The organism is Sphaerisporangium sp. B11E5 (assembly GCF_039871875.1).
Classification (GTDB): Bacteria; Actinomycetota; Actinomycetes; order Streptosporangiales; family Streptosporangiaceae; genus Sphaerisporangium.
Window position 1 is genome coordinate 15,998 of sequence record NZ_JBDPMD010000040.1, and the last position, 14,456, is coordinate 30,453.

At 71.6% G+C, this 14,456-nt stretch carries 12 protein-coding genes; 8 read left to right on the forward strand and 4 right to left on the reverse strand.

Features of this window, described 5'->3' with window-relative positions:
* Positions 1 to 33: 33 nt before the first annotated feature.
* Genes ABGB17_RS28635 through pdhA form a run of 3 tightly spaced genes read right to left on the reverse strand, consistent with a single transcriptional unit; the run spans position 34 to position 3,498 of the window.
* Positions 34 to 1,410 carry a dihydrolipoamide acetyltransferase family protein gene (locus ABGB17_RS28635; RefSeq protein WP_347635009.1) on the reverse strand — a complete coding sequence of 459 codons (1,377 nt, stop codon included), beginning with the start codon at positions 1,408 to 1,410 and terminating at the stop codon, positions 34 to 36.
* A 10-nt stretch (positions 1,411 to 1,420) separates the two neighbouring features.
* A complete protein-coding gene (locus ABGB17_RS28640) occupies positions 1,421 to 2,401 on the reverse strand; it encodes an alpha-ketoacid dehydrogenase subunit beta (protein ID WP_347635010.1) in 981 nt (326 codons plus the stop codon).
* Positions 2,398 to 3,498, reverse strand: coding sequence for a pyruvate dehydrogenase (acetyl-transferring) E1 component subunit alpha (gene pdhA / locus ABGB17_RS28645; RefSeq protein ID WP_347635011.1), 1,101 nt, complete (start codon positions 3,496 to 3,498; stop codon positions 2,398 to 2,400). The genes ABGB17_RS28640 and pdhA overlap by 4 nt, the downstream gene beginning before the upstream one ends.
* 250 nt (positions 3,499 to 3,748) lie before the next feature.
* Between pdhA and purS the strand changes: the two genes are divergently transcribed.
* From purS to ABGB17_RS28680, 7 genes are all read left to right on the forward strand, one after another.
* The gene (gene purS, locus ABGB17_RS28650; protein WP_347635012.1) at positions 3,749 to 3,994 is read left to right on the forward strand and encodes a phosphoribosylformylglycinamidine synthase subunit PurS; all 246 of its coding nucleotides are present in this window, start codon (positions 3,749 to 3,751) and stop codon (positions 3,992 to 3,994) included.
* 224 nt (positions 3,995 to 4,218) lie between these two features.
* Positions 4,219 to 4,608, forward strand: a complete 390-nt coding sequence (locus tag ABGB17_RS28655; protein ID WP_347635013.1) for an ATP-binding protein — start codon at positions 4,219 to 4,221, stop codon at positions 4,606 to 4,608.
* A gap of 128 nt (positions 4,609 to 4,736) precedes the next feature.
* A complete protein-coding gene (gene purQ / locus ABGB17_RS28660; RefSeq protein ID WP_347635014.1) occupies positions 4,737 to 5,420 on the forward strand; it encodes a phosphoribosylformylglycinamidine synthase subunit PurQ in 684 nt (227 codons plus the stop codon).
* 44 nt (positions 5,421 to 5,464) lie between these two features.
* Positions 5,465 to 7,717 (forward strand): phosphoribosylformylglycinamidine synthase subunit PurL, encoded by a 2,253-nt coding sequence (gene purL, locus ABGB17_RS28665; protein WP_347635015.1) that lies wholly within the window; start codon positions 5,465 to 5,467, stop codon positions 7,715 to 7,717.
* A 202-nt stretch (positions 7,718 to 7,919) separates the two neighbouring features.
* Positions 7,920 to 10,007, forward strand: a complete 2,088-nt coding sequence (locus ABGB17_RS28670; RefSeq protein WP_347635017.1) for an adenylate/guanylate cyclase domain-containing protein — start codon at positions 7,920 to 7,922, stop codon at positions 10,005 to 10,007.
* 55 nt (positions 10,008 to 10,062) lie between these two features.
* Positions 10,063 to 10,737: a Crp/Fnr family transcriptional regulator gene (locus ABGB17_RS28675; protein WP_347635019.1), complete on the forward strand. Its 675-nt coding sequence runs from the start codon at positions 10,063 to 10,065 to the stop codon at positions 10,735 to 10,737.
* Between the two features lie 69 nt (positions 10,738 to 10,806).
* Entirely contained in the window at positions 10,807 to 12,315 is a 1,509-nt protein-coding gene (locus ABGB17_RS28680; RefSeq protein WP_347635021.1) for an MFS transporter, read from the forward strand.
* Here ABGB17_RS28680 and ABGB17_RS28685 read toward each other — a convergent pair.
* Positions 12,278 to 12,940 (reverse strand): TetR family transcriptional regulator, encoded by a 663-nt coding sequence (locus tag ABGB17_RS28685; RefSeq protein WP_347635023.1) that lies wholly within the window; start codon positions 12,938 to 12,940, stop codon positions 12,278 to 12,280. The genes ABGB17_RS28680 and ABGB17_RS28685 overlap by 38 nt on opposite strands.
* 79 nt (positions 12,941 to 13,019) lie before the next feature.
* Here ABGB17_RS28685 and ABGB17_RS28690 point away from each other — a divergent pair, with 79 nt between their 5' ends.
* Complete coding sequence (locus tag ABGB17_RS28690; RefSeq protein WP_347635025.1) at positions 13,020 to 14,450, forward strand: MFS transporter; 1,431 nt, start codon at positions 13,020 to 13,022, stop codon at positions 14,448 to 14,450.
* The last annotated feature ends 6 nt before the right edge of the window (positions 14,451 to 14,456 follow it).

The window sequence follows — 14,456 nt, forward strand, 5'->3', positions numbered from 1 at the left end:
CGGGGTGACGACCCCGGCCCTCCGATCGCCCGGTCAGCTCCAGGCGAGCACGCGCAGCGGGTCCCGCAGCATGGCGCCGACGTCGCGCAGGACGTAGGAGCCGATCTCGCCGTCCACGACGCGGTGGTCGAAGGACAGGGCGAGGGTGGTGACCTTGCGGGGGACGATCTGGCCGTCCACGACCCAGGGGAGGTCGCGGATCTGGCCGAAGGCGAGGATGGCGGCCTCGCCGGGGTTGAGGATGGGGGTGCCGGCGTCCACGCCGAAGACGCCCACGTTGGTGATGGTGATGGTGCCGCCGGTGAGGTCGGCGGGCTGGGAGCGGCCCGCGCGTGCCGTCTCGGTGAGCGCGGTCAGGGCGGCGGCCAGCTCGGGCAGCGTCATGGCGTGCGCGTCCTTGACGTTCGGCACCACGAGGCCGCGCTCGGTGGCGGCGGCGATGCCGAGGTTCACGTAGTGGTGCACCACGATCTCGTCGCCCGCCCAGGTGGAGTTGATGAGCGGGTGCCGCTTGACCGCCGTGAGCAGCGCCTTGGCGACCAGCAGCAGCGGCGACACCTTGACCCCGGCGAATTCGGGCAGCTCGCGCAGGCGCCGCACCGCCTCCACGGTCTCGGTGACGTCCACCTGGAGCCACTCGGTGACGTGCGGCGCGGTGAAGGCCGACGTCACCATGGCGGCGGCGGTGGCCTTGCGCACGCCCTTCACCGGGATGCGCTCGTCGCGTTCCCCCGGGACGGCCCGGACGGCGGCCGGCGCGGGTGCGGCGGTGCCCTCGGCGGCGGCGTGCACGTCGTCGCGGGTGATGGAGCCCTGCGGGCCCGAGCCGGCGACGGAGGCCAGGTCCACCCCGAGGTCCCTGGCCAGTTTGCGCACCGGCGGCTTGGCCAGCACGCCGGGCTGCGGGGCGGGCTGGGGGGCGGGCACGGACGGCACGGGCGGGGCCGGCACGGACGGCGCGGGGCGCGCGGGGGCCGCCGGTGGTGCGGTTGCGGCCACCGGGGCCGTACGGCGGGCGCGGCGCGTCGTGGCGCCCGCCTTCACGCCGTACCCGACGAGCACCGGCGTCCGCTTGGGCCCACCCGCGCCGCCCTCGGCCCGCTCGGGCTCGGCGGGAGGTGAGGGCACCATGTCGTCGGCCAGGGCCGTCTCACGGGTGGTGTCCGCGCCCTCGCCGGTGTCCACCGCGATGATCGGCGTGCCGACGTCCACCGTCTGGCCCTCGGCGACCATCACGCTGCCGACCACACCCTCGAACGGGCAGGGCAGCTCGACGACGGCCTTGGCGGTCTCGATCTCGACGATCGTCTGGTTGAGCTCCACCCGGTCGCCCGCGGCCACGTGCCACTTGATGATCTCGGCCTCGGTGAGGCCCTCACCGACGTCGGGGAGCTTGAACTCTCTCAGCACCGGCCCCTCCTCAGAAGGCGAACGTGCGGTCGACGGCGTCGAGCACGCGGTCGAGATCGGGCAGGTAGTGGTCCTCCAGCCGTGACGGCGGGTACGGCGTGGAGAACCCGCCGACCCGCAGCACCGGGGCCTCCAGGTGGTAGAAGCACGCCTCGGTGACCCGGGCCGCGATCTCGGCGCCGAGCCCGGAGTACACCGGGGCCTCGTGCGCGACGACGCAGCGGCCGGTGCGGCGCACCGACTCGTAGATCAGCTCGGTGTCCAGCGGGGACAGCGACCGCAGGTCCACGACCTCGATGGACCGCTCCCCCTCGACGGCGTTCGCCGCCTCCAGGCAGGTCTTCACCATCGGGCCGTACGCCAGCACCGTGACGTCGGTGCCCGGGCGGGCGATCCGGCCGCGGTCCAGCGGCAGCGGGACGGCGTCCTTGTCCACCTCGGCCTTGTCCCAGTAGCGCCGCTTGGGCTCGAAGAAGATGACCGGGTCCTCGCTGCGGATCGCCTGCTGGATCATGTGGTAGGCGTCCACCGGGTTGGAGCAGGCCATCACCCGCAGGCCGCCGGTGTGGGTGAAGTACGCCTCGGGGGACTCGCTGTGGTGCTCGACCGCGCCGATGCCACCGCCGCACGGGATGCGCACGACGACGGGAAGCTTGACCTTGCCGAGGGAGCGCAGCGGCATCTTGGCGAGCTGGGTGATGATCTGGTCGGCGGCGGGGAACACGAAGCCGTCGAACTGGATCTCGCACACCGGGCGGTAGCCGCGCAGCGCGAGGCCGATGGCGGTGCCGATGATGCCCGACTCGGCGAGGGGGGTGTCGATGACGCGGCTCTCGCCGAAGTCCTTCTGCAGCCCGTCGGTGACCCGGAAGACGCCGCCGAGCTTGCCGACGTCCTCGCCCATGATGAGGACCTTGGGGTCGTCCTCCATCGCCTTGCGCAGGCCCTCGTTGAGGGCTTTGGCCATGGTCAGCGTGACCGGCGTGCTCATGACTCGCCTCCCTCGAAGCTCGCGAGGTAGGCGGCGAACTGCTCCTTCTCCTCGGCGAGCAGGGCGTTCGGCTCGGCGTAGACGTGGTCGAAGATGTCGAGGGGGCGGGGGTCGGGCAGTTCGAGGCAGCGTTTGCGCACCTCGCGGCCGAGGCGGGCGGCCTCGGCGTCGATGGCGTCGAAGAAGTCCTGGTCGGCGTGCTGGTTCCTGAAGAGGTACGCCTTGACCCGCTCGATCGGGTCCTTCAGCTTCCACGCCTCCAGCTCGCCGGCGACGCGGTAGCGGGTCGGGTCGTCGGACGTGGTGTGCGCGCCCATGCGGTAGGTGAACGCCTCGATCAGCGTGGGGCCCTGGCCCTCGCGGGCGTTGCGCAGCGCCTGGCGGGTGACCGCGAGGCAGGCGAAGACGTCGTTGCCGTCCACCCGGATGCCGGGGAAGCCGAAGCCGCTGGCCCGCCGGTAGAGGGGGATCCTGGACTGCTTCTCCAGCGGCTCGGAGATGGCCCACTGGTTGTTCTGGCAGAAGAACACGACGGGGGCGTTGAAGACCGAGGCCCAGATGAACGACTCGTTGACGTCGCCCTGGGAGGTGGCGCCGTCGCCGAAGTACACGATGGTGGCGGCGTCGGCGCCGTCGCGCTGCACGCCCATGGCGTAGCCGACGGCGTGCAGGGTCTGGGCGCCGATCACGATCGTGTACAGGTGGAAGTTGTGGTCGGCCGGGTCCCATCCGCCGTTGCTCACCCCCCGGAACAGGCCGAGCAGGTACAGCGGGTCCACCCCCCGGCACCAGGCCACGCCGTGCTCGCGGTACGTGGGGAAGGCCATGTCGGTGTCGGCGAGGGCGCGGGCCGAGCCGATCTGCGCGGCCTCCTGCCCGAGCAGCGACGCCCAGATGCCGAGCTCGCCCTGTCGTTGCAGCGCGACGGCCTCCATGTCTATCCGCCGGACCAGGACGAGGTCGCGGTACAGCTCACGGACCTCCTCCGGGGTCAGGTCGATGTCGTAGTCCGGGTGCTCGACCCGCTCACCTTCGGGGGTCAGCAGCTGGACGAGCTCTGGGGGTGCCTCGGCACCACGAGAGGCGTCGACTGTCACGTGCCGCTCCTGCGCGTTCGGGGCCGTACCAGTGGGATCGCCACCGTCAACCGGCCGGTTAACGAGCGCTTAGTACCGACGGGTGGTGGTACGTAGGCGTTTGTGGACATCGTGGCAGAAGGCAGTGGCCCCTGCGCAAGGCCATGACGGCTGTCGTCCACACTTCCCCCGTTCCCGGTCGCTCCCTCCGCACACGTTAGGCTGGTCGCGCCGGTCAGGCAGAGGACGTTGGACGAACAGGGAGGGACACGTGGCACGCGTCATCGTCGACGTCATGCTCAAGCCGGAGATCCTCGATCCCCAGGGGCAGGCGATCGCCCGTGCGCTGCCCCGGCTGGGCTTCCCCGGGGTGGCCGAGGTGCGGCAGGGCAAGCGCTTCGAGGTGGAGATCGACGGGCCGGCCGACGAGACCGCACTCGCGCAGGTCAGGAAGATGGCCGAAACCCTCCTGGCGAACACCGTGATCGAGGACTACTCTGTGCGGGTCGAGGGCTAGCCGGGCACCCCAGGACACCGGCCCGCTTTCGCAAATCACCGCAAAAGCAACTTTTGGCTGACCTGAACGCAAGCGTCTGACCAACAGTAAATAACAACAGCGTGATTTTGCGGTTAGCCCTGATTCTCCGGGGAACCTCCCCAACGTGACTTTCGGCGCCACGGAGGGGTGCGGTGGACATTGAGTTCTCGTTGGCCTTGCCGCGGGATGCCATAGGCATTCCCATGGTGCGGCGGGTCCTGGGAGACACGCTTCGCTGCATCGGTGTGTCGGAGGAATGCGTCGAGGACATGCTCCTCGCGACGTCGGAGGCGTGCGCCAACGCCGTCCGGCACGGGGGACCCGCCAAACGGTACGAGGTGTGCGCCGCCATCGGCGACGGCCGGTGCGAGCTGCGCATCGTGGACGGCGGCCTCGGTCTCGGGGCCATCCCCCGGCAGCTCCCGTCCGGCGACGCCGAGCACGGCCGCGGCATCATGATCATGCAGTCGGTGGTGGACGAGATCTCCTTTCACATCACCCCCGGCAGCGGCACCACCGTCCTGCTCCGCAAGGAGCTGGACTGGGACCGGGACTTCCTGGCTCACCACGACCGTGAACTGGCCGCGGTCTGACCGTCCCGGCGCTCGGGGCGGTGTCCTTCCGGCATCCGGCCGCGGGTAGCCTGAACGTACCGCCGCAGACCGCCGTCCGATGAGTGAGACGCGCGGAGCGGCGCTCGCGTGCGGAGGGTACGAAAGCCATGGGTGCTGCCCGGGTGGGCGTGGTCACTTTTCCCGGAACTCTCGACGACCAGGATGCGACACGGGCCGTCAGGAACGCCGGCGGCGAGGCCGTCCCGCTGTGGCACGCCGATCACGACCTGCGGGGCGTCGACGCGGTGTTCCTGCCCGGCGGGTTCTCCTACGGCGACTACCTGCGCTGCGGCGCGATCTCCAGGTTCGCCCCGCTCATGCAGGAGCTGATCCCCGCGGCCCGCGCCGGCCTGCCCGTGCTCGGCACGTGCAACGGCTTCCAGATCCTCTGCGAGGCCCACCTGCTGCCCGGCGCGCTCACCCGCAACCAGGGCCTCCACTACGTGTGCCGCGACCAGCGGATCCGGGTGGAGCGCAACGGCACGCCGTGGACCTCCGACTACACCGAGGGCCAGGAGCTCCTGCTGCCCGTCAAGCACGGCGAGGGGCGGTACGTCGCCGACTCCGCGACCCTCGCGGAGCTGGAGGAGTCCGGCCGGGTGCTGTTCCGGTACGTCGGCGGCAACCCCAACGGCTCCATGAACGACATCGCGGGCATCAGCAACGAGGCCGGCAACGTCGTGGGCCTCATGCCCCACCCCGAGCACGCCGTCGAGGAGCTCACCGGTGCCCCCGGTGTGGACGGCCGCGGCTTCTTCAGCTCCATCCTGAAGAAGTTCGCCGACCTGTGAACGTACCGGCGCACGCGACCAGGCCTGGCGCGCGAGGAGAGCAGATGATCGATTCGGTCAAGCGGGCGGCGGAGACCCCCGAGGAGCCCCAGCCCTACGCCGAGCTCGGCATGAAGGCCGACGAGTACGACCGGGTGCGTGCCATCCTCGGCCGCCGGCCCACGTCGTCCGAGCTCGCCATCTACTCGGTGATGTGGAGCGAGCACTGCTCCTACAAGTCGTCCAAGGTGCACCTGCGCCAGTTCGCCACCAAGGCCCCGCGGTCGGAGGCGCTGCTGGTCGGCATGGGCGAGAACGCCGGCGTGGTGGACATCGGCGACGGCTGGGCGGCCACCTTCAAGATCGAGTCGCACAACCACCCGTCCTACGTCGAGCCCCGCCAGGGCGCGGCCACCGGTGTCGGCGGCATCGTGCGCGACATCATGGCCATGGGTGCCCGCCCGGTCGCGGTGATGGACTCGCTGCGGTTCGGCGCGCTCGACGCCCCCGACACCCGCAGGGTCCTGCCCGGTGTGGTCGACGGCATCAGCTTCTACGGCAACTGCCTCGGCCTGCCCAACATCGGCGGCGAGGTGGCCTTCGACCCCTGCTACACCGGGAACCCGCTGGTCAACGCCCTGTGCGTGGGCCTGCTCCGCAAGGACGACATCAAGCTGGCCACCGCGCCCGGCCCCGGGAACAAGGTGGTGCTGTTCGGCGCCCGCACCGGCCCTGACGGCATCGGCGGCGCCTCGGTGCTGGCCTCGGCCACCTTCGAGGACGAGTCGCACGCCAAGCGTCCCGCCGTCCAGGTGGGCGACCCGTTCATGGAGAAGCTCCTCATCGAGTGCTGCCTGGAGCTGTTCGAGGCCGACGTGGTGGTCGGCATCCAGGACCTCGGCGCGGCCGGGGTGTCCTGCGCCACCACCGAGCTGGCGGCCAAGGGCACCGGAGGCATGCACGTCGACCTCGATCTCGTCCCGCTGCGCGACCCGTCGCTGCGGCCGGAGGAGATCTTGATGAGCGAGTCGCAGGAACGCATGATGGCCGTGGTCACCCCCGAGGACATCGACGCCTTTCTGGCGATCTGCGCCCGCTGGGACGTGCCCGCCACCGTCATCGGCGAGGTCACCGGCACCGGGCGCCTCGTGATGACCTGGCGCGGCGAGGTGATCGTCGACATCCCGCCGGGCACCGCCGCCGACGAGGGCCCGGTCTACGAGCGGCCCTACCACGAGCCGGCCGGGCAGGCGGCGCTGAACGCCGACCACCCCGCGCGGCTGCCCCGGCCCGCCGACCTGCGGGCCACGCTGCTCGACCTGCTCGGCTCGCCGAACATCGCGTCCAAGGAATGGGTGACCTCGCAGTACGACCGGTACGTCCGGGGCAACACCGTGCTCGCGATGCCCGCCGACGCGGGGGTGCTGCGGGTCGGCGAGATCATGCCGGGGGCCGCGGAGACCCGCCGCGGCATCGCGCTCGCCACCGACGGCAACGGCAGGTACGCGCGGCTCGACCCGTACGCCGGGGCGCAGCTCGCGCTGGCCGAGGCGTACCGCAACGTCGCGGTCACCGGGGCGCGCCCGCTCGCGGTGACCAACTGCCTGAACTTCGGCTCGCCTGAGGACCCCGAGGTGATGTGGCAGTTCGCCGAGGCCGTCCGCGGCCTCGCCGATGCCTGCCGCACCCTCGGCGTGCCGGTGACCGGCGGCAACGTGTCGTTCTACAACCAGACCGGCGCCACGGCGATCCACCCGACCCCGGTCATCGGGGTGCTCGGGGTGCTGGACGACGTCGCGCGGCGCGTCCGGCACGGCTTCACCGCACCCGGGCTGAAGGTGCTGCTGCTCGGCGAGACCCGCGACGAGTTCGGCGGCTCGGAGTGGGCGCACCGCACGCACGGCCACCTCGGCGGGCTGCCGCCGGTGGCCGACCTGGAGGCCGAGCGCACCCTGGCGGACGTGCTGGTGACGGCCGCCGCGCGCGGGCTGCTCGAAGGCTCCCACGACGTCTCGGACGGCGGGCTCGGCGTCACGCTCGCCGAGTGCGCGCTGGCCCAGGGCGTCGGCGCGTCGGTGCGGCTCCCGGTGGACGACCCGTTCACCGGGCTGTACAGCGAGTCGGCGGCCCGCGCCGTCGTCACGGTGCGGCCGGAGGCGTTCGAGGAGTTCGCCGAGCTGTGCGCCTCGGCCGGGCTGCCCTGCTACGGGCTCGGCACCACGGGCGGGGACGACCTCGTGGTGGAGGGGGTGTTCACGGTCCCGGTGGCCGAGCTGCGTGAGACGCACCAGGCGCCGCTGCCGGCCGTGCTCAACTAGACGGTTCCCGGCGGTGGCTCCCCCACGGAGCCACCGCCGCGCACGCCGGCCGAGGTCCTGAGCATGGATTACGGTCGGCGCGCCAAAAGTATCGGATGTTTCGGGCGAGCCGTTAACGGCACACAGCTCGGTTCGATCTCGATATCCACTCAGGTTTCACGCGCGTCACTTCCCCGCGCCATCGAACGGGATAATCGTCCACGTGCAGGGGGATTCGACCGGGCCTCCGGAGGCGACCGTGCCCTCGACCGAGAAAAACGAGCGAATCGCCGCGGCCGATCCGTACCTCCCACCGGCCACCCAGCCGATCCGCAGCGTCGTGTGGGCGTTCCACATGATCGTGCCGCTGCTCGGGTTGTGGCTGCTGCTGGCGTTCCCCGAGCAGCTCAACATCGAGTGGGAACACCCGCCGAGCCACTTCGCGCTCATCGTGGCCATCGCGGGTGTCAACGTCGTGCTCGGCCTGATGATCAGCCAGGCCGCCTCGCGGCGCGACGACGCCCGGCTGCTGCTGGTGTCGCTGGTCTTCCTGGCCTGCGCCGGGTTCTTCCTCCTGCACGGGCTGGCCACCCCCACGATCATCCTGGCCAAGGGCAGCTACGGCTTCGACATCGGGCAGCCCGTGGGGCTGCTGGTGGCCTCGGTGCTGGCGTTCGTGTCGTCGCTGCCGCTCGGCGAGCGCGCCGCCAAGGCGGTGATCGCCCGGGCCGACCTGCTGCGGGCCGGCCTCATCGTGCTGCTGGTGCTGTGGGGATGGGCCTCGCTGGTCGAGGGCCTGACCCCGCTCAGCGCACCGCCGCCGAAGGGCGGCGCGACCATCGGCTTCCTCTCCTGGGTGGGCGCCGCGCTGTTCGGGGTGGCGGCTCTGCAGACGTTCCGCATCCACCGGCGGCGGCCGTCCGCGATGCTGATCAGCCTGGTCACGGCGTACGCGCTGCTGTGCGAGTCGATGATCGCCGGGTTCTTCCGGCCCAACTGGCTGCTGTCGTGGTGGGAGTGGCACCTGCTGCTCACCATGGCGTTCGCGTTCGTCGCCTACAGCGCCTACATCCAGTTCCGCCGCGAGGGCTCCAGCCAGGGGCTGTTCGACTCGGTGGCGCTGGCCGCCACGGTGCGGCGCATCCAGGCGCGCTACGACGAGGCGCTGGAGGAGCTGGTCGGCCACCTGCGCCGCATGGGCGAGCGTGGCGCGGACGAGGCGCCGCTCGCCACGCGGCTGGCCGGGAAGTTCCGGCTCACCGAGGGGCAGGCGGCCGTGCTCGACCGGGCCGGGGAGGCCCTCGCCGCCGAACGGGAGCTGTCGCTGCGCCTCGGGGCGCTGGTGGACGTCGGACGGCGGGCGCGGGTGGGGCTGCGCGAGGAGGACCTGCTGCACGACGCGCTGGAGCGGGTGCGGCAGGCGTACGGCGAGGTGCGCATCGGGCTGGTGCACGGCGGGCGCGTCGAGATCGGCGGCCGGGCGTACGGCGTGGCCGACTTCGAGGGCGACGAGCCGGTGACCGGCGGCGGCGCGGTGGTGCACCCGCTGACCGTCAAGGGGGTGCTCGCCGGGGCGCTTGAGGTGCCGGTGGGCACCACCCGGCAGGACGAGGCGCTCGCCGCCACCCTGGCCAGCCAGTTGTCCATCGCGCTGGAGAACGCCCGGTTGTACCGCGAGCTGGAGACGCTGTTCCGGCAGTACATGTCGCCCGACGTGGCGGCGTCCCTGCTGGCCGACCCCGGGCAGGCGGCGCTCGGCGGGTCGCTGGTCGAGCTGACGGCGCTGTTCGCCGACCTCAAGGGGTTCACGTCCTTCTCGGAGAAGGTGTCGCCCGGCGAGATCGTCGAGATGCTCAACCGGTACCACACCGCGGCGGTGCCGTGCGTGCTGCGGCACGGCGGCACGATCGTGCAGTTCGTCGGGGACGCCCTGCTCGCGTTGTTCAACGCCCCCGCCGAGCAGGAACGGCACGCCGAGATGGCGGCGCGGGCCGGGCTCGCGATGCAGGCCGAGGCGGAGAAGATCGCCGCGGGCAACCCCGGCTACCCGCGGTTCCGGGTCGGCATCAACACCGGCATGGCGCTGGTCGGCAACATCGGCAGCCCCGAGTTGCGCGGCTTCAACGCGATGGGCGACGCGGTGAACGTCGCCGCCCGCTTCGAGGCGCTGGCCACGCCAGGCACTGTGGTCATCGGGGCCACCACCCGCGAGCAGATCGGCGACGCCGCCAAGGTGCGGCCGCTCGGCCCGCTCACCCTGAAGGGCAAGGAGCGGAGCGTGGAAGCGTTCGTGCTCACCGCCCTGGACTGAACCGCCGCGCCGGCGCCGGGCACAATCGGACGCACGGCACGAAACTGGAGGCACGATGATGTCCTCGCCGGCCCCTGAACCGGGCGAATTCCTGGCGTTGCTCAGCGAAGACGAGATCGCGGACCTGCGTGAGAGCGGGCGCAAGCGGCGGTGGGACCGCGGCGCCACCGTGATGTCCGAGGGCGACACCTCCGACTGGGCGCTGGTGCTCACGTCCGGCCGGGTCAAGGTGTCCTCGCACACGGCGAGCGGCACCGAGGTCGTGCTCGCCATCCGCGGCCCCGGCTCCCTGCTGGGCGACATGTCGGTCATCAGCGGCGAGCCCCGCTCCGGCACGGTGACCGCCCTGGAGCCCGTCGAGGGCTACGTCATCCGCGACTTCGCCGGCTTCCTCAAGGAGCACGGCCGCGTGGCCGTGCTGCTCCTGAAGCTGGTGGTGGGCCGCCTGCGCGACTCCGACCGCAAACGCATCGAATACGGCGCCTTCGACACCACAGGCCGCGTGGCCACCCGGCTCGTGGAACTGGCCGAACGTTTCGGCGAACCCTCCAACGGCGCCGTCAAGGTCGCCCTCCCCCTCTCCCAGGACGAACTCGCCGGATGGACCGGCGCCTCCCGGGAAGCGGTGAGCAAGGCCCTGCGCTCCCTGCGCGACCGCGGCCTGATCGAGACCGGCCGCCGCCGCGTCGTCATCTACGACCTGGAGGGCCTGCGCAAACGCGCCCGCTGAGTGGCATAACCGAATTGACGCTATAGGGCGCCCCAAAGCGGACGTACGCCGTACGTCAGACTTGTCGTCATGGTCGCTCTCCCCGAGACCGCCGCCCCCCTGCCAGGAACCCCGGAATACGCGCGAAAGCTGCGCTACGCGTGGCGGGTCTGCTCGGTCACCAGCCTCGGGCTCGTGCTGATCGGGATCAACGCCAGCACGCTGAACGTCGCGTTGCCCTCGGTGGTGCGTCACTTCGAGGCCGGGGCGTTCGCCGCCTCGTGGATCCTGTTGTCGTACCTGCTGGTCAACACCACCACGCTGGTCTTCTTCGGCCGGGTCGCCGATCTGGTCGGGCGGCGCGAGGTCTACCTCATCGGGTTCGCGCTGTTCACGCTGTGCTCGCTGCTTGCGGGACTGTCGCCGGACGTCGGCGTGCTCATCGCCATGCGGGCCCTGCAGGGGCTCGCCTCGGCGATGATCCTCGCCAACGGGACCGTCATCATCACCGACGCCTTCCCGCCCGACCGGCTCAGCCAGGGCATGGGCGTCTACATCGGCACCCTGTCGGTCGCCCAGCTCGCGGGCCCCACCCTCGGCGGGCTGGTCGCCGACACCCTCGGCTGGCAGTGGGTCTTCTGGGGGAACGTGCCCCCCGGCGTGATCGGCCTGGCCTGGGGCTGGATGACGCTGCGCCGCGTGACCCCCGGCCCGCGCACCCCCATCGACCTCGCGGGCAACCTGATCGTCTTCGCCGCGTTGTCCGCCCTGCTGATCGCCCTGTCCGACGCGGGCTCGCACGGCCTCGGCGGCCCGGTGACGGTCACCGGCCTGGCGATCTTCCTGGTGCTGCTCCCGCTGCTCTTCCTCGCCGAGCGCCGCGCGTCCCACCCGGTGCTCGACCCGCGGTTGTTCGGGCACCGCATGCTCACCTACGCCAACCTGGCCTCGTTCTGCACCGCACTGTCGAGGTCGGCCCTGGTGCTGCTGGTCTCGCTGTACTTCCAGGCCGCGCGGGGCATCGACGCCTTCACCGCCGCCCTCGGCGTGCTCCCCGTCCCCATCGGCATGGCGCTCGCCTCCCCCGTGGCCGGGGCGCTCGGCCGCCGGTTCTCGCCGTACTCCCTCTCCGTCACCGGGTGCGTCCTCAACTGCGCCGGCCTGCTCATCCTGACCTTGTCGACGGACACCGGCACGCCGTACTGGCTGATCGGGACCGGGCTGTTCCTCGCGGGCGCGGGCAACGGCGCCTTCCTCACCGGCAACACCACGCAGGTGATGTCCGCCCTGCCGCCCGGCGGCCTCGGCGTCGTCAACGGCTTCCGGCTGATGATCATGAACGTCGGCATCGTGCTGAGCGTCGCCACCACCCTCACCGTCCTCACCGGCACCCTCACGCCCCCGCTGCGCGACCTCGTGTACGCGGGCACTCTCTCCCGCCTCACCCCGGTCGCCGTGGACCACCTGATGACCGGCTTCACCTGCACCTACGTCGTGTTGTTCGCCGTCGCGGCCGCCGGGTCGGTCCTCGCCGCCCTCGCCCGCGGCCCCCGCGAGCCGTCTACGCCTTCTTGGCGGCCATGGTCTCGACGCCGCTGAGCAGCAGGTCGACGCCGAACGCGAAGTAGTGCTCGACGTCCGGGGGCGCGGCGGCGATCGTGCCGTACTCGACGACGTGCGGGAAACGGTCGCGCGGCAGGGCCTCCAGGCGCAGGGCGCGCTGGCGGCGGCGTTCCGTCTCGTCGACCTCCGGGTCCTGCGGGCAGTCGGGGCGGCCCTCGACCAGGGCGATGGCGCCGTTCAGCAGGTATGACGAGATGGAGAAGCTCTCGCTGAGCGTGAAGCCGGCCTCGGTGAGGACGTCCAGCGCGACCTCGGTGGCGCGGTTGAAGCTGTCGACGCAGTGCTTGTCCTCGACCGCGGTGAGGATGCCGGGCAGCGAGGGGTGCTCGCGCATCGTGCGCACCACGGCCTCGACCAGCAGGCGCAGCCGCTCGCGCCACGGGTCGTCCGGCGCGTACCCGGCGGTGACCCCCGCGAGCACGTGCTCGGCGAGGCCGGCCATCAGCTCCTCCTTGTTCTTGAAGTGCCAGTACAGCGCCATGGGCGTGACGCCGAGCCGGGCGGCGAGACGGCGGATGGTGACAGCGTCCACGCCCTCCTCGTCGGCCAGCGCCATCGCCTGGTCGATCACGGTGTCCCGGGTGAGTTTGTCTGCGGCCACTTGACAACTATACGGCGTACGGGTTCTCCTGTACACCGTACTTGTACGCCGTACATGTACTGCGTAGAGGAGCTTCTCGATGAATCGTCGATGGTGGGCGCTGGTGGCGGTCTCGCTGGCCACCTTCATGACCTATCTGGACAACAACGTGGTCAACGTGGCACTGCCGACCATCCAGCGCGACCTCGGGCTGACGATCTCCGGCCTGGAATGGATCGTCAGCGGCTACATCCTGGTGTTCGCCGGGTTGCTGCCGGCGGGCGGGCGGCTCGCCGACGTGTTCGGGCAGCGGCGGATCTTCATGATCGGGCTGACGGTGTTCACGCTGGCGTCCACGGCCGCCGGGTTGTCCACGGACGGCACCACGCTGGTCCTCAGCCGGGGGGTGCAGGGCATCGGCGCCGCCCTGCTCACACCCACCGCGCTCAGCCTGATCCCGCGGATCTTCCCGGACACCCGGGAGCGCAACACGGCGGTGGGCCTGTGGAGCGCCGTCGGGGCCCTGGCGCTGGCGTTCGGGCCGCTCACCGGGGGTTTCATCAGCGAGAACTGGGACTGGGGCTGGATCTACCTGATCAACGCGCCCATCGGCGTGCTGACGCTCGCGCTCGGCGCCTGGGCCCTGCCGCGGGCGTCCGAGCGGTCCTCGGGCTCTCGCCTGGACCTGCCCGGGGTGCTGACCTCCACGACGGCGCTGTTCGCGCTGACCTACGCCCTCATCGAGGGTGAGGGCCGCGGCTGGACGTCCGCGATCACCCTGGGCTCCTTCGCCCTCGCCGCCGTGGCCGCCGTGCTGTTCGTCGTGATCGAGCGGCGGGTGGCGCAGCCGATGATCGACCTGTCGCTGTTCCGTGACCGGGTGTTCAGCGGCGGGCTGACCTCCATGGGGTTGTGGTCGTTCGGCGTGTTCGGCATCTACTTCTTCACCGCGCTGTGGCTGCAGAACGTGCTCGGCTACTCGCCCGTCGAGGCGGGTGCGGCGTTCATCCCGATGGCCCTGCTGATCGCGGCCCTCGCCGCCGTCGCCCCGCGGATCGCCGCGCGGTTCGGCACCGGCCCCACCGTGGCCACCGGGCTGGCGCTGATGTCCGGCGCGGCGCTCGCGCTGTCCTTCACCGGGGCGGGCAGCGCGTACGCCGACCTGCTGCCGTGGTTCCTGGTGTACGGCCTCGGCGCCGGTCTGCTGGTGCCGCTGACCACCGCCGTCCTGGACACCCTGCCGGCGGGCCGCGCCGGCGTGGCGTCCGGCACGCTGAACGTCTCCCGCGAGGTCTTCGGCCTGCTGGGCATCACGATCCTCGGCGCCGTGCTCAACGCCCGGCAGAACTCGTCCCTGGGCACCGGCGCCGCCCCGCTGACCGCGTTCCTGGACGGCTACCAGCTCGCGCTGGTCATCGCCGCGGCCATCATCGCCCTCGGCGTGCCGCTGAGCCTGCTCACCCTGCGCCGCCGGTCCCCTCAGGCCCCCGCCGTCCCCGAGCCGCAGAAGGTGCTCGAACCCGTGGCCTGACACGCG

Excerpts from the sequence above, each read along its gene's own strand:
- ABGB17_RS28680 (WP_347635021.1), top strand. The coding sequence starts at position 10,807 with ATGGTCGCTCTCCCCGAGACCGCCGCCCCCCTGCCAGGAACCCCGGAA.
- ABGB17_RS28675 (WP_347635019.1), top strand. The coding sequence starts at position 10,063 with ATGATGTCCTCGCCGGCCCCTGAACCGGGCGAATTCCTGGCGTTGCTC.
- ABGB17_RS28640 (WP_347635010.1), bottom strand. The coding sequence starts at position 2,401 with ATGAGCACGCCGGTCACGCTGACCATGGCCAAAGCCCTCAACGAGGGC.
- purL (WP_347635015.1), top strand. The coding sequence starts at position 5,465 with ATGATCGATTCGGTCAAGCGGGCGGCGGAGACCCCCGAGGAGCCCCAG.
- purQ (WP_347635014.1), top strand. The coding sequence starts at position 4,737 with ATGGGTGCTGCCCGGGTGGGCGTGGTCACTTTTCCCGGAACTCTCGAC.
- ABGB17_RS28690 (WP_347635025.1), top strand. The coding sequence starts at position 13,020 with ATGAATCGTCGATGGTGGGCGCTGGTGGCGGTCTCGCTGGCCACCTTC.
- ABGB17_RS28655 (WP_347635013.1), top strand. The coding sequence starts at position 4,219 with ATGGTGCGGCGGGTCCTGGGAGACACGCTTCGCTGCATCGGTGTGTCG.